Annotated in this window: 18 protein-coding genes and 1 pseudogene; 7 read left to right on the forward strand and 12 right to left on the reverse strand. The window is 76.1% G+C overall.

Annotated elements, in window-relative coordinates:
* The first annotated feature begins 26 nt into the window (after positions 1-26).
* The 3 genes from ACFXOZ_RS18630 (at position 27) to ACFXOZ_RS18640 (ending at position 2,551) form a co-directional block, all read left to right on the forward strand.
* A complete protein-coding gene (locus ACFXOZ_RS18630) occupies positions 27-740 on the forward strand; it encodes a molybdopterin-dependent oxidoreductase (RefSeq protein WP_380591486.1) in 714 nt (237 codons plus the stop codon).
* Complete coding sequence (locus tag ACFXOZ_RS18635) at positions 724-1,365, forward strand: cytochrome b/b6 domain-containing protein (RefSeq protein ID WP_380522986.1); 642 nt, start codon at positions 724-726, stop codon at positions 1,363-1,365. Before ACFXOZ_RS18630 ends, ACFXOZ_RS18635 begins: the two co-directional genes overlap by 17 nt.
* Before the next feature lie 106 nt (positions 1,366-1,471).
* Positions 1,472-2,551: a polyprenyl synthetase family protein gene (locus tag ACFXOZ_RS18640; RefSeq protein WP_380591488.1), complete on the forward strand. Its 1,080-nt coding sequence runs from the start codon at positions 1,472-1,474 to the stop codon at positions 2,549-2,551.
* Here ACFXOZ_RS18640 and ACFXOZ_RS18645 read toward each other — a convergent pair.
* From ACFXOZ_RS18645 to ACFXOZ_RS18665, 5 genes and pseudogenes are all read right to left on the reverse strand, one after another.
* Positions 2,535-4,283, reverse strand: a complete 1,749-nt coding sequence (locus tag ACFXOZ_RS18645; protein WP_380591490.1) for an FAD-dependent oxidoreductase — start codon at positions 4,281-4,283, stop codon at positions 2,535-2,537. The two genes, ACFXOZ_RS18640 and ACFXOZ_RS18645, sit on opposite strands and share 17 nt — an antisense overlap.
* A gap of 63 nt (positions 4,284-4,346) precedes the next feature.
* Complete coding sequence (locus tag ACFXOZ_RS18650) at positions 4,347-5,525, reverse strand: thioesterase domain-containing protein (protein WP_380591492.1); 1,179 nt, start codon at positions 5,523-5,525, stop codon at positions 4,347-4,349.
* 134 nt (positions 5,526-5,659) lie between these two features.
* Positions 5,660-6,313 carry a methyltransferase domain-containing protein gene (locus ACFXOZ_RS18655; RefSeq protein ID WP_380400304.1) on the reverse strand — a complete coding sequence of 218 codons (654 nt, stop codon included), beginning with the start codon at positions 6,311-6,313 and terminating at the stop codon, positions 5,660-5,662.
* On the reverse strand, positions 6,310-6,837 hold the full coding sequence (locus tag ACFXOZ_RS18660) for a DUF2064 domain-containing protein (protein ID WP_380400378.1): 528 nt from the start codon (positions 6,835-6,837) through the stop codon (positions 6,310-6,312). Before ACFXOZ_RS18660 ends, ACFXOZ_RS18655 begins: the two co-directional genes overlap by 4 nt.
* 108 nt (positions 6,838-6,945) lie before the next feature.
* Positions 6,946-7,650: pseudogene (locus ACFXOZ_RS18665) on the reverse strand (glycosyltransferase family 2 protein); the annotation flags it as partial.
* Between the two features lie 271 nt (positions 7,651-7,921).
* Here ACFXOZ_RS18665 and ACFXOZ_RS18670 point away from each other — a divergent pair.
* Together ACFXOZ_RS18670 and ACFXOZ_RS18675 are read left to right on the forward strand one after the other, a co-directional pair.
* Positions 7,922-8,758 carry a response regulator transcription factor gene (locus tag ACFXOZ_RS18670; protein ID WP_380591543.1) on the forward strand — a complete coding sequence of 279 codons (837 nt, stop codon included), beginning with the start codon at positions 7,922-7,924 and terminating at the stop codon, positions 8,756-8,758.
* Positions 8,755-9,903: a sensor histidine kinase gene (locus tag ACFXOZ_RS18675; protein WP_380522990.1), complete on the forward strand. Its 1,149-nt coding sequence runs from the start codon at positions 8,755-8,757 to the stop codon at positions 9,901-9,903. Before ACFXOZ_RS18670 ends, ACFXOZ_RS18675 begins: the two co-directional genes overlap by 4 nt.
* 32 nt (positions 9,904-9,935) lie before the next feature.
* Here ACFXOZ_RS18675 and ACFXOZ_RS18680 read toward each other — a convergent pair whose 3' ends face one another.
* The 3 genes from ACFXOZ_RS18680 to ACFXOZ_RS18690 form a co-directional block, all read right to left on the reverse strand.
* On the reverse strand, positions 9,936-10,991 hold the full coding sequence (locus tag ACFXOZ_RS18680) for an NAD-dependent epimerase/dehydratase family protein (RefSeq protein WP_380591494.1): 1,056 nt from the start codon (positions 10,989-10,991) through the stop codon (positions 9,936-9,938).
* A gap of 449 nt (positions 10,992-11,440) precedes the next feature.
* On the reverse strand, positions 11,441-12,124 hold the full coding sequence (locus ACFXOZ_RS18685; RefSeq protein ID WP_380591496.1) for a hypothetical protein: 684 nt from the start codon (positions 12,122-12,124) through the stop codon (positions 11,441-11,443).
* Between the two features lie 476 nt (positions 12,125-12,600).
* Positions 12,601-13,119 carry a GNAT family N-acetyltransferase gene (locus ACFXOZ_RS18690; RefSeq protein WP_380591498.1) on the reverse strand — a complete coding sequence of 173 codons (519 nt, stop codon included), beginning with the start codon at positions 13,117-13,119 and terminating at the stop codon, positions 12,601-12,603.
* 51 nt (positions 13,120-13,170) lie between these two features.
* Between ACFXOZ_RS18690 and ACFXOZ_RS18695 the strand changes: the two genes are divergently transcribed.
* Positions 13,171-13,752, forward strand: a complete 582-nt coding sequence (locus ACFXOZ_RS18695) for a TetR/AcrR family transcriptional regulator (protein ID WP_380591499.1) — start codon at positions 13,171-13,173, stop codon at positions 13,750-13,752.
* Between the two features lie 17 nt (positions 13,753-13,769).
* Here the strand turns inward: ACFXOZ_RS18695 and ACFXOZ_RS18700 are convergent, their stop codons facing one another.
* The 4 genes from ACFXOZ_RS18700 to ACFXOZ_RS18715 all read right to left on the reverse strand — a co-directional run bounded on the left by ACFXOZ_RS18700 (position 13,770) and on the right by ACFXOZ_RS18715 (position 18,269).
* Positions 13,770-14,813, reverse strand: coding sequence for a hypothetical protein (locus ACFXOZ_RS18700; protein WP_380591500.1), 1,044 nt, complete (start codon positions 14,811-14,813; stop codon positions 13,770-13,772).
* Complete coding sequence (locus ACFXOZ_RS18705) at positions 14,810-16,297, reverse strand: phenylacetate--CoA ligase family protein (protein ID WP_380591501.1); 1,488 nt, start codon at positions 16,295-16,297, stop codon at positions 14,810-14,812. The genes ACFXOZ_RS18700 and ACFXOZ_RS18705 overlap by 4 nt, the downstream gene beginning before the upstream one ends.
* 61 nt (positions 16,298-16,358) lie before the next feature.
* Entirely contained in the window at positions 16,359-16,559 is a 201-nt protein-coding gene (locus ACFXOZ_RS18710; RefSeq protein ID WP_380523000.1) for a hypothetical protein, read from the reverse strand.
* Positions 16,560-16,658: 99 nt separating this feature from the next.
* Positions 16,659-18,269: a carboxylesterase/lipase family protein gene (locus ACFXOZ_RS18715; protein WP_380591503.1), complete on the reverse strand. Its 1,611-nt coding sequence runs from the start codon at positions 18,267-18,269 to the stop codon at positions 16,659-16,661.
* Positions 18,270-18,505: 236 nt separating this feature from the next.
* Between ACFXOZ_RS18715 and ACFXOZ_RS18720 the strand changes: the two genes are divergently transcribed.
* The gene (locus ACFXOZ_RS18720; protein ID WP_380523003.1) at positions 18,506-19,006 is read left to right on the forward strand and encodes an EF-hand domain-containing protein; all 501 of its coding nucleotides are present in this window, start codon (positions 18,506-18,508) and stop codon (positions 19,004-19,006) included.
* Positions 19,007-19,052 lie beyond the last annotated feature (46 nt).

The following is a 19,052-nucleotide window of genomic DNA, read 5'->3' on the forward strand; positions in this document are numbered from 1 at the left end:
CCGCCCCGACCTGGTCGAATCGTCGGGTGGACAGTACAGACGAAGAGGACCGGGGCACCCCGGTCGGGCGCCGGGTGGTGCTCGGGCTGCTCGGCCTCGGCGCGCTCGGCGTGGCCGCCGGGCCGTTCCTCCAGCGGGTGGAGTCCGGGCTGGCGGAACGCGACCCGAGCGGCCTGTCCGGGCTGCTGCCCGGCAACAACGGCTTCCGCTACTACTCGGTGGTGACCTCCGTCCCCGAGCGGACCGCCGCCGACTACACCCTCACCGTGGGCGGCCTGGTCGAGCGCCCCGCCACCCACCGGCTCGCCGACCTCCAGGCCATGCCGCAGCGGCGGCTGGTCAAAGACGTCCAGTGCGTCACCGGCTGGCGGGTGCCGGACACCCCGTTCGAAGGGGTGCCGCTGGCCCACCTGCTGGACGCCGCCGGGGTCCGGCCGGGCGCGAAGGCGGTGCGCTTCGACTGCTTCGACGGCGCGTACAGCGAGAGCCTCACCCTCGAACAGGCCCGGCGCGACGACGTGCTGGTCGCGCTGCGCCTGGAGGACAAGCCGATCAGCCACGACCACGGCGGGCCGGTGCGGCTCTACGTCGCGCCGATGTACTTCTACAAGTCCGCGAAATGGCTCTCCGGGATCACCGTCACGGACTCCGTCCAGCCGGGGTACTGGGAGGGCAACGGATACGACGTCGACGCCTGGGTCGGCCGGTCGAACGGGCGGGACGATGCACCGACGAGCTGAACTGGTCCTGCGCTTCACCCGGGCCGAGCGCTGGGTGCACCGCACCACCGCCGCGCTGATGGGCGTCTGCCTGGCCACGGCCGCCTGCCTCTACCTCGGGCCGCTGGCCGTCCTGGTCGGCAACCGGCCGCTGGTGGTCACCGTGCACGTCTGGTGCGGCCTGGCCCTGCCGGTGCCGCTGCTGCTCGGGCTCGCCTCCCGGGCGCTGCGCGCCGACTTCTCCCGGCTGAGCCGCTTCACCCCGGCGGACCGCCAGTGGCTGCGCGCCGCCCGGGCCCGGGCCGGGAGGCGCCCGGCCGGCAAGTTCAACGCCGGGCAGAAGCTGTACGCCCAGTGGACGCTCGGCTCGATGCTGGTGATCCTCGGCACCGGCCTGCTGATGTGGCTCACCCACCTCGCCCCGCCGGCCTGGCGCACCGGCGCGACCTTCGTGCACGACTGGCTGGCCGCCGCCATCGCCGTGGTGATCGCCGGGCACGTCCGGATGGCCTGGCGGGACCGCGAGTCACGCCTCGGGATGCGCACCGGCCTGGTCGAGCGCGCCTGGGCCGAGCGCGAACACCCGCAGTGGCGGCCCACCCGCCCGGAGCCGGTGCGGACGGCTGCCGGGGAACGGCAGGAGTAGCCGTCCCACCGCCGTCCCGGTAGGTGCCCCGGGGATCCCGTAGGCTCGCCCGGATGCCGTGGCGCCGGGGGTGGCGGGCGGCCCGGTCGGGTGGGGGAGCAGGCAGGTGTGGTCGGACGGTGCGCGGGCCGAGTCGGTCCTGGCGGGCGCAGCTGCCGCCTGTGACGCGCAGTTGCGGTACTGGGCCGGGCAGTTGACGGGAACGGTCGGACAGGTGGCGGCCCACCAGTTCGGCTGGTCCGGCGCCGGTGCCGGACCCGGCGCCGCGGATCCGCGGCAGGGGGGCAAGAAGGTGCGGGCGGCCCTGGCCCTGAGCTGCGCCCGGGCGGTGGGCGGGGATCCGCAGCGGGCGGTTCCCGCCGCCGTGGTGGTGGAACTGGTGCACAACCTGTCGCTGCTCTACGACGACGTGCTGGACGGCGACGCGGTCCGTCGCCACCGGGCGGCCGCGTGGGAGGTGTTCGGGCCCGCCGCCGCGACCCGGTCGGCCGACGCGCTGCTGCTGCTGGCCTTCGAGGTGCTCGGGGGCCCCGGTGCCGAGGCGGCCGGCGGTGCGCAGGCCGGCGGCGAGGCGGTGGCGGAGGCGGCGTCGAAGGCCTTGCTGGACACCCTCATCCAGCTCGCGGTGGGTGAGGGACTGGACGTGCTGTTCGAGGCGGAGCCGCGCATCGGACTGTCCGAGTGCCTGGAGATGGTGTCGGGCAAGACGGCGTCGTTGATCTCCTGCGCCTGTCGGCTGGGCGCCCTCCACGGCGGCGGGGGACCGGAACAGGTCGAGCTGCTGGCCGCGTTCGGACACGACCTGGGCATGGCGTTCCAGCTGGTGGACGACCTGCTGGGGACCTGGGGCGACGAGGCACGCACCGGCAAGCCGGTCTTCGCGGACCTGCGGGCGCGCAAGCTCTCGGTGCCGGTGGTGGCCGCGATGGCCTCGGGCACCGCGGCGGGCGAGGAGCTGGCCCGCCGCTACACCGCCCCGGGCGGTCCCGACCGGTCCGGGGAGGCTGAGCTGGCCGGCCTGGTGGAGGAGGCGGGCGGCCGCCGGTGGACGCAGGAGCGCGCGGCCGGGTACGCGGACGCGGCCCGGGACCGCCTGCGGAGCCTCGCGGAGCGCTCCGGTGCGGTGCCCGAGGCCGTCGAGGACCTCGACGCGTTGTGCGGACTGATCGTCAACCGGTCCCACTGAGGCGGGCGTCCGGCCCGTCGGGGGCGGTAGGGGCGGTGGGGGCGTCGGGGGCCGTGGGGGCGGACCAGGGCGGCGGGGTGTCGAGGATGTGCCGGCGGCCCTGCCGGAAGAGCGCGGCGTCCACCTCCTTCAGGCGGCGCAGCTCCGACGGCTCGTACAGGGCGTGCACCTCGGCCGGTTCGGCGTCGTGCCCGGCGGCCTCCAGCAGCGCGTTCGCCGCCGAGCGGCCGCTCTGGTTCGCACCCTCCATGGTGGCCAGGTTCACCGGGCAGCGGACGAAGTCCCCGGCCATGAACAGGTTCACCGCGGCCGTCCGCGCCTGCGGGCGCAGCGCCCAGGAACCGGTGGTGTTGATCAGCAGGGCCTCGTCGTTGGTGGCGGGCCCGGGGCCGTCGAGGTTCTTGACGGCCGGGTCCAGGTACCAGGAGTGGAGCAGGCCGTCGTGGAGGGTCCGCCGACGGCCGTCGTTCAGGGCGTCGGCGAGCTGGGCCCAGACCTCGGCGGCGACCTCGGCCCGGGTGCACTCACGGGCCGGTTTGCCGTGGAGGATGCCGGGGGTGTCCCAGGAGGAGATGTCCACCGACAAGCAGTCGGCCACCGTCCCGTCGCCGTAGGTCGCGGCGAAGTCGGTGTCCCAGAACTGCGCCTGGCTGATGGAGGTCAGGGCCCACGGGGAGTCCTGGTAGATGACGTGCCCACGGGTGATCGGGGTGGGTTCGGTGAGGTAGAACTGCAGGCCGACCATCCAGTCGGTACGCAGGTCCGCCGTCCGTTTCAGCTCCGGGTCGGCCTCGGCCAGGCCGCGTGCCAGCAGCGCCCCGATCCGGTCGACCGGGAGCGCGCACACGTACCAGTCGGCGTCCGCCTCCCGGCGCCGGCCTCCCGGACCGCGCAGCACCGCGCCCGCCACGGTGCGGCCCCGTACCGTCAGGCCCTCCACCCGCCAGCCGAGTTCCAGCCGCACCCCCAGCCGCGCCAGGTGCCGGACCCACGGGTCGATCCAGGCGGTGCTGGTCGGGCCGTTCAGGACCCGGTCGGCGGCCTGGGCCCCGCCCCGGCCGAGGAAGCCGTAGCCGAAGGCCTCCAGGAACCCGCCGACGGTGTGGGCGCTGCACTCCTCCGCCCTCGCCGCCACCACCGTGCGGGTCGCCCCCACGACGCACACCTTCCGGTACTCCTCGGAGGCGCCGTCGGCGGCGGTGAAGTCCCACCAGGACGTCTGCTCCCACTGCCCCAGCCGCCGCTGCGCGCTGCTGGTCATGTAGACCAGCATCCGGTTGGCGAAGTAGAGCAGTTCCTCGTTCAGTTCGCCCTCGGCGCCCAGTTTCATGCCCCGGGCCCGCAGGATCTGCAGCGGGGTCCGCGGGCCGGCGGACAGGGAGACGTCGGCGACCGTCTCCCCGACCCGTCCCGACCGGGCGGACAGCATCTCCGGAGCCTCCCGGAGGTTGCCCTCGACGCCCGAGGGCGAGCCCTGGAGCGGGATCCGCCGCATCGTGTCCGGCAGACTCCGGTAGAAGCCGGGGAAGAACCGGAACCCGTGTTCGCTGGGCAGGTCGAGCCGGCCGCCGCAGCCCGTCCCGGGGACCGAGGCGCTCCGCGCCTTCCCGCCCCACCCGGAGGGCTCCACCACGGTGACCTCGAAGCCGCGCTCCGCCAGCTCCATGGCCGCCGTCAGGCCCGCCACCCCGCCGCCCAGCACCATGACCGTCCGGCCCGAACGCCCTGCCACCCCGCACCCCGTCCCGGCCCTACGGCCGCTCACCCGATCCGACTTGGTCCGCCCCTGCGGTGCTCACCGGTGGCCCGGGCGCCGCCCCGGTCGGGGAAGCAGCAGCCCCCAGACGTCGCGTTCGGCCGTGGCGGACCAGACCATGTCGCCGTGGCCGTAGTCCGGGACCACCCGGTAGTCGACCTTGGCCCCGCTCCGGTCGATCAGGCGGGCGCCGAGGTCGTGGTCGCCGCGGCCGAACTCGGCGTTCAGCCAGACCACTTCGGCCCGGATCGCGGCCCAGTCGAGCAGCTCGGGTTCGGCCCGGTCGGACCAGAGCGCCGCCAGGTCGCGCAGCAGCGCGGTCGGCTGGAGGCCGCTGCCGAGCCGGGCGACCGCCTGCTGCCAGACCGGGAGCGGGGAGTGGGCCAGGGCGAAGCGGTCCTCGGCGGGGGCCGCGCCGAAGGTGTAGCCGCCGGTGCTGTGGCCGCGGTGGTGGATCCAGTTGGTCGGGCCGGGCAGGTCCCGGGTGCGGGTGAGCGCGTAGTGCAGCAGCCCGAGGTTGCTGAACGGTGCCGCGCCGTCCACCGGCCGGGGCAGCCCGCTCGGGGCGTCCGGGGCGGTGCTCGCACGGGCGAACAGGCCCTTGAGTCCGGGGTCGACGGTCCACTCGCCCGCCGTCAGCCGCTGTTCGAGCAGCTCGTGCAACTCCTCGGCGCGGGCCAGCAGTTCCGGCTCCCGCTCCCGGTCGTACGGGCCGGTGGTGTCGAGCACCAGCACCCGCCGCGGGCCCTCGCCGCCGAGCCGGGCGGCGGCGGTCAGGGCGAGCGCGGCCCCGGCCGAGTGGCCGAGCAGCTCGTACGGCAGGCCGGTGACGGAGCAGGCGGCGGTGACGACCCGTTCGAGGTCGGCCAGCTGCCCGTCCAGGCCCCAGTCGGCGCACCGGGGGCCGATCCGCTCGGGGGTGAGCGCGTCCTCGCGCGGGGTGGTGCCGAGCACCAGGCAGCCGTGGTCGGCGAGGAAGCGGGCGAGGCTGCGGCCCTGGGCGGTGCAGTAGTTGGCGGCGACGTTGAGACCGCCGCCCGGCAGCAGGTGGGCCACCCGGTCCGCCGTGCGCGGGTCGCCGAGGACGTCGACGGTGAACCGGTCCCCGGACGGTCCGACCGGGACGGTGAGCCGGTGGTGGTCGCGGTCGATCCGTACCACCGCCGGGTCGTCGCACCCGAGTGCCGCCGCCAACTCCCCGACGATGTCGCTGCCCACCGCTGCCCCCTCCTGTGCCCGGCCGCCCGGGACGCCGGACGGTGCGCACCAGTGTGACGCATGGTCCGGACGGGCTCGCAGGTCGGCCGGTCGGCCGGTCGGTCGGTCGGTCGCCCGGGGGCTCCGGGGGCGGCTCAGCCCTTGCGCAGGGCGAGGAAGCGGCGGCCGTGCGAGGTCCAGCGCTCCGCCTCCGCCAGGCCCGCGGCGCGGGAACGCCGCAGGGCGGCGGCCGTGCCGAGCCGGGCCCAGGGGAAGGCCGGGCCGAGCCGCCCGTCCGGTCCCTCCACCCGGACGACGGCCCGCTCGTCCACCTCCTCCGGTTCCACCTCCACCAGCAACAGCCCGTCCGGGGCGAGGAGTTCGGCGCTCCGGCGGAGCAGTGCGTCCGGGTCGCCGCCGATGCCCAGATTGCCGTCGGCGAGCAGGGCGGCGCCCCAGCGGCCCTCGGCGGGCAGCCGGTCGAACACCGAGCGGCAGAGCGCGGCGCCGCCGAGGCCCACCGTGCGGGCCACCGCCGCCCTGGTCACGTCCACGCCGAGCGCGGGCACCCCGAGGGCGAGCAGCTCCGCGACCAGGCGGCCGGGGCCGCAGCCGAGGTCCAGGACGGGCGCTGCGAGCCGGGCGCAGCGCCGCAGCAGGCTGTGGTCGGCGCCGGCCGCCGGGGCGCACCAGCGCTCGATGTCCAGGTGCAGCCGCCGGCCGTCCTCGCGGCGCAGCCAGAGCGGGCCGAAGCCGGTGCGGACGGCCTCGGCGAAGGGGTCGTCCACCCACGGCGCGGCGAGGCTCAACCCGCCACCTCCGGAACGGGGTCGAGGGCGCGCAGCCGGGCGGCGAAGCGGCTGTGCGGGGCCTGGTCGGCGACCAGCCGGGCGTCCTCGACGGTGTCCACGTCGGTCAGCCCGGGCAGCCGGTGGACGGTCAGTCCCGCCTGCGCCAGGCGGTGCAGCAGGGCCGCGCCGGTGCCGGGGGTGGACATCGGCACGCCGTGCAGCAGCCGGGCCGCCAGCCGCTCGCTCGGCCGGGCCAGGCCCAGGGCCCAGAACCCGCCGTCGGCCGCCGGGCCGTACCAGGCGTCCAGGCCCGGCCGCCGGGCGGCGGACAGCGGCTCGGCCAGTGCGGCCGGGTCCAGCTGCGGGGTGTCCATGCCGACCAGCAGGGCCGGGGCGTCCGGGGCCAGCCGGGCGGCGTGGGCGAAGGCGGCGGCCAGCCGGCGGTCCAGGCCGCCGGCGCACTGGGGGACGACCTCCCAGCCCGGCGGCAGCCAGCCGCCCGGCTCGCCGTCCAGGACCAGCAGCCGCCGCCCGGCGGGCATCGCGGACAGGGCGTGCAGGGTGTCGGTCAGGGCGGCCTCGGCGAGCGCCGCGGCCTGCGCGGGGGTGCACGGTGGGGTGAGCCGGGTCTTCACCCGGCCGGGCACCGGCGCCTTGGCGATCACCAGCAGGGTCGGCGGCGGCGCCGCCAGCACCGCACGCATGTCGCGGACGGCCTGCCGGGTGCCGCGCAGGGTGCCGGTCACCTTCGAGCGGCCCGCGCGCGGCAGGTAGTCGACCGGGGTCTCGGCGATCCGCAGCCCGGCGGCCGAGGCCGCGAGCACCATCTCCAGCGGGTAGCCGGAGCGCCGGTCGCCGAGCCCGAGGGCCAGCAGCCGTTCGCGCCGGGCGGCCCGCATCGGGCCGAGGTCGTGCAGCGGGGCGCCGGTGCGGGCCCGCAGCCGCCGGGCCAGCACGGCGTTGGCGAGCCGGGCGTGCACCGGCCAGGCGCCGGCGGTGGCGGGTCGGCGGCGCCCGAGGACCAGGTCGGCGGTGCCGGCCAGCACCGGTCCGGTGACCCGGGGGAGTTGGGCGGGGTCGAGCGAGCCGTCGCAGTCCAGGAAGCAGACCAGTTCGGCGGTGGCGGCGAGCAGCCCGGCGTGGCAGGCGGCGCCGAAGCCGCGCCGGGGCTCCTCGACCACGGTCGCGCCGAGCGAGCGGGCCAGTTCGGCGGAGCCGTCGCGCGAACCGTTGTCCACCACGACGGCCCGCCAGCCGGCCGGGATGCGTCCGAGCACCCAGGGCAGGGCGGCGGCCTCGTCCAGACAGGGCAGTACGACGTCGACGACCGGGGCGAGGGGGAGGGGAGGAGTCACGCCGGTCACGCTAACCGCGCCGGGCGGTGGCGGAGCCGAGCCGCGCCCTTACGGAAGTACGACGTCCGGGCGGTGCGCCCCGTTCGGGGGACGGCCGGGCGATGGCCGGGGGCGGCTGGGGGACGGCCGGGGAGCCGCCCGGCCGCGCGGCGGATCTTACGGAACTCGGACGTGCCGTCCGGGTGGCCACCGTCGGCCGCCGTCGGCTCGTATCCTCGGCGAGGTGAACGAGAGCCCCACCGCCGCCGCACCGGCGCCCGCCGCCGGGCCGATGCCTGCCGCCACCGCATCGGCGCCTGCCGCCACCGCTCCGGTGACCCGGCCCGGCCGCATCCTGGTGGTCGACGACGACCCCACGGTGGCCGAGGTCGTCGCCGGCTATCTGACCCGCGCGGGCCACCACGTCGACCGCGCCGCCGACGGCCCCCGGGGCCTCGCCCTGGCCCGTACCGCCCCCCGCCCGGACCTGGTGGTCCTGGACCTCATGCTGCCGGGCATCGACGGCCTGGAGATCCTCCGCCGGCTGCGCACCGACCCGGACGGCGCCGAACTGCCGGTCGTGCTGCTCACCGCCAAGGGCGACGAGACGGACCGGATCCTCGGGCTCGAACTCGGCGCGGACGACTACGTCACCAAGCCGTTCAGCCCGCGCGAACTCGTCCTGCGGGTCCAGTCGGTGCTGCGCCGCTCCCGGGCGGGCGCGGCGGGCGCGGCGGGCTCGGCGGGCACGGCGGACGCGGCGGACGCGGCGGAAGGGCCGGGCGGTGGGCGGCTGGTCTCGGGCGACATCGCGCTAGACCCGCAGGCCCGCCGGGCGTACCGGGGCGGACGTGAACTGGCGCTGACCCTAAGGGAGTTCGACCTGCTGGCGTTCCTGCTCCGGCACCCGCACACGGTGTTCTCCCGGCAGGAGCTGATGGAGCGGGTGTGGGGCTGGGACTTCGGCGACCTCTCCACGGTGACCGTCCACGTGCGCCGGGTGCGCGAGAAGATCGAGGACGACCCGGCCGCGCCGAGGCTGGTCGCCACGGTCTGGGGCGTCGGCTACCGCTACGACCCGGCACCGGCCGAGGGCGCGGGGACCGGCCGGAAGGGCGGCCCGGCGTGAAGGACCTGCTGCTGATCGCGCTGTTCGCCGCACTCGGCGCGGGCGGGGCGGGCCTGCTCGGCTGGGCGGCCGTCCGGCTGCTGCGCCGCCGCTCGCTCGCGCTGTCGCTGTTCTGCGTCGCCGCCGTGACGGTGCTGGCGGTCACCTCCGGGACCTTCGCGGTGGCCCAGGCGATGTTCCTGTCCCGGCACGACCTCGGAGTGGTGATCACGGTGCTGGCGATGGCCGCGGTGGTCTCGCTGGCCACCGCCGCGCTGCTCGGGCGCCAGGTGGTGGCCGGGAGCCGGGCGCTGACCGCGGCCGCCCGGACGGTCGGCAGCGAGGGCGGGTTCGCCGCGCCCGAGCGCCCACTCGGTCTGGAACTGGCGCAGCTCGGAGCCGAGTTGGCCGCCACCAGTGCCCGGCTGGCTGAGTCCAGGGCGCGTTCGCAGGCCCTGGACACCTCCCGGCGGGAGCTGATCGCCTGGATCTCGCACGACCTGCGCACCCCGCTGGCGGGCCTGCGCGCCATGGCGGAGGCCCTGGAGGACGGCGTCGCCGAGCGCCCCGAGGAGTACCTGCGGCGGATGCGGACCGAGGTCGAACGGCTCACCGGGATGGTCGACGACCTCTTCGAGCTCTCCCGGATCCAGGCGGGCGCGCTGGCCCTGTCGGTGTCCCGGGTGTCCGTGTACGACCTCGTCGACGAGGCGCTCGCCGGGGCCCACCCGCTGGCCCGGCAGCGCGGGGTCCGCCTGGAGGGGGGTCCGGTCGCCGCCGAGCCCGTCGAGGTGGACTCCGGGGAGATCACCCGGGTGCTGGGCAACCTGCTGGTCAACGCGATCCGCTCGACCCCCGAGGACGGCGTGGTCGCGGTCTCCGCCCGCCGGGAGGCGGACGAGGTGGTGCTCGCCGTCACCGACGGCTGCGGCGGCATCCCGGAGCCGGACCTGCCCCGGGTGTTCGAGACGGGCTGGCGCGGCAGCGCCGCCCGCACCCCGCCGCCGGCCGGCCCGGGCGGCGCCCGGGAGCGGGGCGAGGGCGGCGCCGGACTCGGGCTGGCCATCGTCCGGGGCATCGTGGAGGCCCACGCCGGACAGGCCCGGGTCCGCAACGTCGCCGGGGGCTGCTGCTTCGAGATCGTCCTGCCGGCCGCCCGGGGCTGAGCACCTCCGGGGGCCGAGCCGACCGGGTCCGCTCAGGCCCGCTGCGCCGCCGCCGCGAACTCCACCATCCCGTCGGCGAAGCCCACCCGGGCCCGCCAGCCCAGCTCCGCGCGCAGCCGCGCGGAGTCCGCGGTGATGTGCCGGACGTCCCCGAGCCGGTACTGCCCGGTCACCACCGGCGCCGGCCCGCCGTGGGCGGCGGCCAGGGCCCCGGCCATCTCGCCGACCGTCCGGACCTCGCCGCTGCCCGTGTTGTACGCCCGCACGCTGCCCGGGGCCCGGTCGCCGACCGCCGTGAGCGCGGCCAGGTTGGCCGCCGCGACGTCCCGGACGTGGACGAAGTCCCGGCGCTGCCCGCCGTCCTCGAACACCCGCGGCGCCTCGCCCCGGGCCAGCGCCGAGCGGAACAGCGAGGCCACCCCCGCGTACGGGGTGTCGCGCGGCATCCCCGGCCCGTACACGTTGTGGTAGCGCAGCGTCAGGAGCCGGCCCCCGCAGGCGCGGGCCCAGGCGCCGGACAGGTGCTCCTGGGCGAGCTTGGTGGCGGCGTACACGTTGCGCGGGTCGGCCGGGGCGTCCTCGGCGACCAGGCCGGGGCGCAGCCCGGCGCCGCACTCGGGGCAGGGCGGCTCGAAGCGTCCGGCGTCCAGCTCGCCGGGGTGCCGGGGGCCGGGGGCGACCTCCCCGTGCTCGGGGCAGCGGTAGCGGCCCTCGCCGTAGACCACCATCGACCCGCCGAGGACGAGACTGCGCACCTCCGCCCGGGCCATGGCGGCGAGCAGGACGGCGGTGCCCAGGTCGTTGCAGCCCGCGTAGGCGGGCGCGTCGTCGAGGTCCAGGCCGAGCCCGACCATGGCGGCCTGGTGGCAGACCGCGTCCACCCCGGCCAGCGCGGCCTCGACGGCCTCCGCGTCCCGGACGTCCGCGTGCCGGAAGTCGACGCCGTCCGGCAGCGCGGGGACCGCCCCGGTGGGGTGGACGGCGGGCAGCAGCGCGTCCAGGACGCGGACTTCGTGGCCCGCCGCCGCGAGGGCCCGTACGACGGCCGAACCGATGAACCCGGCGCCGCCGGTGACCAGAATCCTCATGACCGGGGACGCTACCGCCCGCGGCCCCGGCGAACGGCCGATCCGGCGTCCGTGTCACGCTTCGGTAAGGAACCGCGTGGGGACGCCCCGGTCGACCGTGAGGTAGCGCTGGGTAGAGATGACATGTACGCTGCGTGTCGCCGGATGAACAGTCGACGGGCCCGGCCGTTGCTCCGTGGGGGGAGTCACGCCCAGGCCCGGTCGCCGGTCGGGGCTCGGTCGCGCTCGTGGGGGAGTTGCGGCCGGGCCCGTATCCGGTTGTCAGTACTCTTCCCGCCGGCCCGCCCCACCAGACCTGACAACCGTCCAGCGGGCACCCGGTTCCAGGCGCATCCGTCCAGAACGGCCGCCCGGCAGCCCGGAGTTGAACCGTCCCCCGCACGCGGGCCGTTCAGCCGCGGGCGGCGGCGATCCGCTGCCGGAGCGCGCCGCGGCCTCCCGCGTTGCTGTCAGCCCGCCTTCCAGGCGAGGGGCTTGCCGTCCTTGTCGATCCACAGCAGGTTCGTCAGCGGCTTGTCGCTCGGCGCCAGGTAGATCGCGCACTCGTGCTCGCTCTGCCCCATGACGAAGTCCTTGCCGCCCTTCGGGACGTCGCTCTCGCACTTCGGGAAGCTGCTGAGCAGGTCGACCTTGCGGGCCTGGGCCGTGTCGCTCACCATCACCCGCAGCTGCCGGTTGAAGTAGGGCTCGAAGATCCCGTTGCCACCGGTGTGGGTGTAGGTGACGTTCACGTAGTACGGCGTCTTCCCGGTCATGTCCTCCGGCTTGAGGAACTTGGCCAGGTCACCGATGTCGCCCTTGACCACGCTCGTCGGGGCGATGCTGAGCGAGATGTCGCCCTTGTCGCCGTCGTGGTAGGTGCCCTGGGCCTTCGCCCCGACCGCCGGGGCCCCCGCGAAGCGACCGCCCGCGACGGCGCTCTGGCTCGGGCTCGAACCCGGCTGAGCGGGGTCGGAGGCCTCGGATGTGACGGACGGCGCGGCCGTGCCGGCCGTCCCTCCCGCCGAGGCGGCTGACGACGGCCCGGCGACGGGGGCGTCCGCGCCGCCCTGGTCCGGCCCGCAGGCACTCAGCAGGAGGGCGAGCGCCGCGGTCGCGGGCACGGCCGAGCGCAGCAGGAGGTCGGTACGCATGAAAGGGACTCCGTGGCAGGGGTTGGCAGGAGGACAAGGACTCGGCCGCCCGCAGTGACCCGTGGACCCTCGGAGCCACCGCCGGACGCAGGCCCCATGCTCCGACAGCCGCAGCCGTCCCCGCCTGAGTACGCGTACTCAGACGCGGCCGGCGCTGCTACTCGATCACGCCAGTGCAGGTGGACGGCCGCCGGATTGTCCGTCGAGCTGTGTCGCGGCAGGTCGGCACCATCGGCTGTGCCCTTCACCCGGTCGTGTTGCGAGTTGGTACGGCTGAGGACGGCCGGAGGCCTCGTCCACGGCTCCTGACGCGACTCGATCACCTGCCCGGTCCTGGAGCACAGGTAGGCGTCGATCGACGAGCTGTGCGGGACCGGATGGATCGGGTTTCCCTCGGGCCGGGCGAACGCGTGGCCGCTGTCCAGCAGCCCGCGTCCGCGGGTCCGGCTGGCGGCGGGCAGGCCGGCGGCGGGTGGTCAGAGGCGGAGTTCCATCCGTTGTTCCACGGTGTCCAGGCCGAACTTGTGGGCCGGCCGGGAGAGGGTCAGTTCGAACCCGGCGGTCGCGTACAGGTGGTGGGCGGCGTCGAGGCCGGTGATCGTCCAGAGCAGCACGCCCTCGTAGCCGCGCTCGCGGGCCTCGGTCAGGGCGAGGTCGAGCAGCCGGCGGCCCAGGCCGCGGCCGCGGGCGACCGGGTCGAGGACCACCCAGCGCAGCTGGCCCCAGCCGGGGCGCTCCTCGGTGCGGACCAGGCCGACGGCTCCGACGACCCGGCCGTCCAGTTCGGCGACCCACAGGCGGCCGGGTGCCGCGGAGCCCTCGACGGCGCTGGCCAGCACCAACTCGGCCATGCCGGCGGCGACGTAGGCCTCCATGGTGGCGTCCATGCCGTACTCGCGGGTGTACAGGACGCCGTGCAGCGCCGCGACGGCGCCCAGGTCCCCGGGCCGGTCGGCCTCGCGGACGGTCACGGTTCCGGGTGCGGTGGTGGCCATGGCTCCATCCCCTTCCACTGAAACACTCGTTTCAGTGGAACGATAGACCACGTGTCCACCCCAGCCCCCGCACCCAGCCACCCCGCGCCGCGCCGCCCGTCGGTGCGCCGCGAGGACCTGCTCGCCGCGACCGTCCGGTACGTCGCCGAGCACAACGTGTCCGACCTCTCGCTGCGCCCGCTCGCGGCCGGGATCGGCACCAGCCCGCGCGTGCTGCTCTACCTCTTCGGTTCGAAGGAGGAACTGGTGCGGGCGGTGCTGGCGGTCGGCCGGGCCGAGCAACTGGCGCTGCTGGAACGCTCGGAGGAGGAGGGTGGCAGCGCCCGGGAGACCCTCGAACGGCTCTGGGCCTGGCTGGCTGACCCCGGACGCCGGGGCGCGCTGCGGCTGTTCTTCGAGGGGTACGTCCGGGCCTTCGGGCAGGTCGAACCCTGGCGGGACTTCGGCACCGCCTCGCTGGCGGAATGGCTCCCCCCGCTGGCCCGGGTGCTCGACGGCACCCGGGCCAACCCCACCGTGGTGCTCGCCGTGCTGCGCGGGCTGCTGCTGGACCTGCTGGCCGGTGGGGGCGAGGCCGACGCGGCACGGGTGCAGGCCGCCTGGCGGGACTTCCTGGACGCGACCCTCGACTGAAGCCGCAGCCGGGGTGCTCAGAGCATCCGGGCGGTGGTGGGGGCGTCCGCCCCCTGGCGGCGGGCGTCGCGCCGGGCCAGGCCCGGGGTCGGGCCGGTGCCCAGGACCCGGCCGGCGCCGAGGGCCAGCCAGCTGCCGGGCGGGGTGCCCTCGGGTGCGGGCGCGGCCAGCGCGGCCGCGAGTTCGGTGCCGGACGGCGCCGGTGCCGGGCCGGGCCGCCCCTCGCGCCAGCGGGCGGTGGTGCGCTCACCGCCCGAACGCCGCCGCCAGTACAGGTGCTGGGCGACGATCAGCGGCCCGAGCGCGGTCAGCAGCGGGAAGCCGCCGGACAGCGCGCCGAGGGCGAAGCAGGCACTGACGGCGCTGGTCACCAGGACGCCCGTGAGCGCGGCGGACCAGGCCGCCGCCCGGCCGTAGGCCTTCGCCGCGACCAGCGGGAACAGGACCAGCAGCAGCAGGTCACCGAGGCCGAGGCCGACCGGCCGGTCCCCGCCGGTAAGGGCCAGCATCGGCGCGAACGGCCGGTCCTGGACCTGTGTGAAGAAGCGGGCCGTGGTGTCGGTGAGCGTGGTGGCGGCCAGGTCGTACGCGGTGAGTACGGCGGCCAGCGCGGCGGTGTGCCCGGCCCGCAGGCCGCTCTGCGTCCACAGGTTGGCGACCCCGACCACCGCGACGGCGATCAGCAGGCCGCTGCCCGCCCGGGCCGCGTCCGGGTGGCCGGTGAGGGCGGCCAGCGCGGTGGCGGCGGTGCCGGCCAGGGCGGCGGCCCAGGACCACGGCGCGGCCCGCAGCCCGGCGGTGGTGAGCAGCGGGGCGAGGGTGAACTGCACGGCCAGGCACAGGACCAGGCCGAACACGGCGGAGACGGCCGCCCCGGGCAGCGCGGTGTACAGCAGCGGCGCGAGGACCACGCCGGTGCACAGCACGGCGACGTCGCCCCCGGTGTACACCCCGACCGGCGGCCGGGGCATCCGGACCCGGGCCAGGTAGCGGGCCGCGACGGCGATCTCGACGGCGACGGCGGCGCTCAGCGCGGTGAGCGCGAGGGGGCTGACGCTCATCCAACGCCTCCTGGGGTCGGTGGCGCCGGGGCAATGGCGCCCGGTGCCTCGAAGCTGTGCTCGCGCAGGTCGGCGCGGACGGGCGCGGTCGGCGGCATGGTGGCCCGGTCCTCGTGCAGCACGACGGCGGACAGCCGCAGGCCGGCCGCCGCCGCCCGCTCCTCCAGCCGCCCGAGCAGGGCGGTCGCGGGCAGCCGGGGGACCAGCAGGTGCAGCCGGGCCGGGCCGGTCGGCCCCGCGGGCCCCTCGGTGAGCGCGTACCGGGCGGGCAGCGGGACTTCGGGCTCGGCCTCCACCAGGTCGAGCACCTCGCGGGTGGTGACGGCGGTGCTCAGCGGGCCGGACCAGCGGCCGAGGATCCCGGAGGTGGCCGGCAGGTGGGCGAGTTCGCAGTCCGGCGGCCCGTCCGGGAGGCGGACCAGGTCCCCGGTGGCGTACCGCAGCAGCAGGGTGCACTCGCGGTAGGGCACGTACGGGGTGTGCACCACGGTGCCGATCCCGCCCGGGGCGGTCGGTTCCCCGCTGACCGGGTCCAGCACCTCCAGGTGCCCGAACTCGGTGGTGTGGTGCAGATGCCCCTCGGTGCAGGGGCTCGCGCCCGAGGGCAGGATCTCGGTCATCAGGTACGCCGAGGCCACGGCCGCGCCGAACACCGCCTCGGCCCGGCGGCGCAGCGGTGCGGACAGCACCTCGCCGCCGACGCTGATCGACTCCAGCCCGAAGTCGCCGTGCTGCCACTTCTGTTGCTCGGCCTCCTGGACGAGTGCGGCCAGGTAGGAGGCGGAGGTGGTCAGATGGGTGATCTGCGGCGCCCGGCCGGGCAGGCCGAGCGGGGCGGCCAGGCGGTCCAGCGCCAACGCCGGGTCGACGGTGCCGAACTGGACGAAGCCGGCGCCGGCCCGGGTGGTCGACTCCTCGGCGTAGACCAGCGGCAGGGTGGCGCGCGAGCAGCCCGCGTAGGCGATGGTGTGGCGCGGCCGCAGGCCGAGGCCGAGCACGGCGGAGATGGTGCTGAACGCGATGGCGGTCTCGATCTCGGCCCGGGAGAACCACACCGCGGTGGGGGTGCCGCTGGTGCCGGTGGTGAGCGCCATCAGGGCGGGCGAGGCGGCGGCGGAGACGAAGGCGGCGGGCAGCGCTTTCAGCGCCTGCTTGGGGGTGACCGGCACGCGCGACCAGTCCTCGGGCTCCAAGGTCGCCGGATCGAGGTCGAGTTCGGCGAACCGCCGGCGGTAGTAGGCGGTGTGCCGGACGGCGGCGCGGGCGGTGGCGCGCAGGCTGCGCCGGGCCACCTCGCGGCGCAGCTGGGGGTCGACGTGCCCGGCCCGGCCGGGCAGCAGTGCCGAGTCCTCGCCGGGCTCGCCGAACTCGGCGATGGTGTCGACCAGGTCGCGGGCGAGGCGTTCCAGGTCGCCGGGACGGATCCGGCGGTTCGTCAGAATCGCTGCGCCGTAGCGCAGTTGACTGATGGCGGTCGCGAACAAGCGGGCTCCCCGGGCCAGGGTCGGACGGTACGCCACCCGGCCCTGGCCGGGGTCGGCCGGATCAGGCCATGTGCAGGAACATCGCGGCGGTGAGGGTGCTGTAGGCGTACTTGAGGTAGTGCTTGACCATGGTCGGTTCCTCCTCCGTGCGGGCGCGCGGCCGTACGGGTCGCGCGCTGCGGTGTCGCCCGCGGCCGAGAAGTGGTCGCCGGGCAGCGGCAGTGTAGGCACGGAGCGGGGTCCCGGAACAGCCCATGTGCATGGGTAATTCCTCGGCGATTCACCTCAGTTGTCGGCGGGCGCCGGTGGAGCGGCGCCCGCCGGTGATCGACTTCCTGCTGTCACGGCAGAGTCGGTGAGGTCAGAAGTCCAGGTCGGGGAAGTCGTAGCCGTCCCACAGCGCGCGCTCGTCGTCGTGGGGCGCGTACCGGACGCTCGGTTCGAGGTCCCAGATCCGGGTGGCGCGGGAGTCGGGGGTGTAGCACGGCCAGCCCGGCCCGTCGCCGTGGGCGAAGTCCGTCCAGGCCGTCATCATCCGGTCGGACAGCCGGGTGAGCGCGGGCCGCTGCTCGGCCACGGTCTGCGCGCCGCGCGGGAACCGGTCGAGCTGCAGGCCGCCGAAGACGAAGGGCAGTTCCAGGGTGTGCGCGGCCCCCAGGTTCTGGGCGGCCGGCAGCCCGGGGACGTACGGCACGTGCCAGTCGAACTGGTAGACGTAGGTGGGCCGCCAGCGGGACTGCGCCTCGGCGAGGCGCAGGGTGGGGATCCGCTCCGTCTGGTCGGTGAGCATCGCGTTGACCACCCGGCCCTCGGGCAGCCCCGGGCGGTTCGCCGCGTACCGGTCGTACATCCGCTGCTTGCGGTCGGCGAGAACGGCGGGGAAGGTCCGGTAGCTGCTCAGCGGCAGGTCCAGCACGGACGGGTTGAACAGCGCCCAGAAGTCGGTCTCGTTCTCGGTGGTGCCGGCCATCACCTCGACGTGGCGGGCACTGCCGGCGGCGACCCGCTCGACCACCGGGCCGGGGATCAGCGAGCCGTCGATCCAGGGGCCGAAGAAGACGGCCGCGGACGGCCCGGACAGGCCGCCCTGGGCGCGTTGCTGGAGTTCCAGGACCTCGCGGGTGGTCAGCCGGTCGAGGTCCGCCACCGCGTGGATGCCGCCGGTCGTGAACACGTGCTCGGCGGCGCGCCGCGCGGAGCCGGCGGTGTGCACCAGGTAGCCCGGGCCGCTCTGCACGACGGCCCGCCGGAACAGCCGCTCCGGGTGGTCGCCCGCCAGCATCGCGCTGATCGAGACGGCGCCCGCGGACTGCCCGAACACGGTGACGTCCGCGGGGTTCCCGCCGAAGGCCGCGATGTGCCGGTGCACCCACTCCAGGGCGGCCAGTTCGTCCCGCAGGCCGTTGTTGCCCGAGCCCGCGTAGGCCGGGTCGAGGCCGCCGAGTTCCGTCCAGCCCAGGATGCCGAGCCGGTAGTCCAGGTTCACCACCACCGCGTCGCCGCGCACCGCCATCCGGCCGCCGTCGAACACCGGCTCCTCGGCGGAGTCCAGTTGGAACGCGCCGCCGTGCAGGAACACCATGACGGGCTTGTGCCCGCCCCCGGTGCGCGGTGCCCACACGTTCAGGTGCAGGCAGTCCTCGACGCCCTCCCCGCCCGCGCCCAGGTCCTCCGGGCAGCCCGGCCTCTCCTCCACCGCCCGCAGCGTGCCGCCCCACGGCTCCTGCGGCCGCGGCGGCCGGAACCGGTTCGCCCCGGTGGGCGCCGCCGCGTACGGAACCCCGAGGAAGGCGCAGCGGCCCTCCTGCGCCACCCCCTCCACCCGGCCCAGCGAGGTCACGGCGCGACACCCGTGCCCCTGCCGGCCGTCGGCCGCCAGGGCCTCCCGGGCCCCCGCCGATCCGGCCGGCGCCAACGCCAGCAGCGTGGCCGCGGCCGTCGCCGCCCACCTCTTCACCCTGTGCACGCGCACCTCCGACTCCGCACCCGCGACCCCCGGCCGGGGCCGCGACGTGACACGGCCCCAGCCTGGCGGGCGGCCTGACGCCGTGTCATAGGCGCGCGGGTGGAGCTGCCCCCCCACCCCCGGGTGGAGCGGGTGGAGGCCGACCCGGGCATGTCCTCCGGACCCGAAGGGGTGAACGGCGCTAACGTTCCGTCCGATTCCGATCACGTGCAGCGAACGAAAAGCGAACGAAAGGGGCCACCGTGTCCGACACCGCGAAGCGCCGCATCTTCTCCATGCTCGACACCGACGGCGACGGCGTCATCTCCCACTCCGAGTACCTGGCCCGGGTCGAGCGGGCCGCCGCGGCCGCCGGGCGCGACCGCCACGACCCGCTGGTCCTCGTCGCGCGGGACACCCACGAGGAGGTCTTCCGGCAGCTGTCCGCCGGCCGGGACCAGGGGGTCACCTTCGAGGCGTACAGCTCCTGGGCCGGCCACGACGCCTTCGAGGAGACCTGCCGGCCCGCGCTCGGCTCCCTGTTCGACCTCGCCGACGCGGACGGCGACGGCCGCCTGGACCGCAAGGAGTTCATCCGGCTGCGCACCGCCTCGGGCAATGCGGAGCAGGACGTCGACGCGGCCTTCGACGTCCTCGACGCGGACCGGGACGGCTTCGTCGACCGCGAGGCCTACCTGCTGGGCATCCGGGACTTCCTCACCACCGGCGCCTCCGCGCTGGCCGGCGCCTACGGCTCCGACTGATCGCCGGCGCCGACGCCGGGGAACGCCGAGCGGCTCCTCCCCAGGG

The sequence above is a fragment of the Kitasatospora sp. NPDC059160 genome, from assembly GCF_042755465.1.
Lineage (GTDB): Bacteria > Actinomycetota > Actinomycetes > Streptomycetales > Streptomycetaceae > Kitasatospora.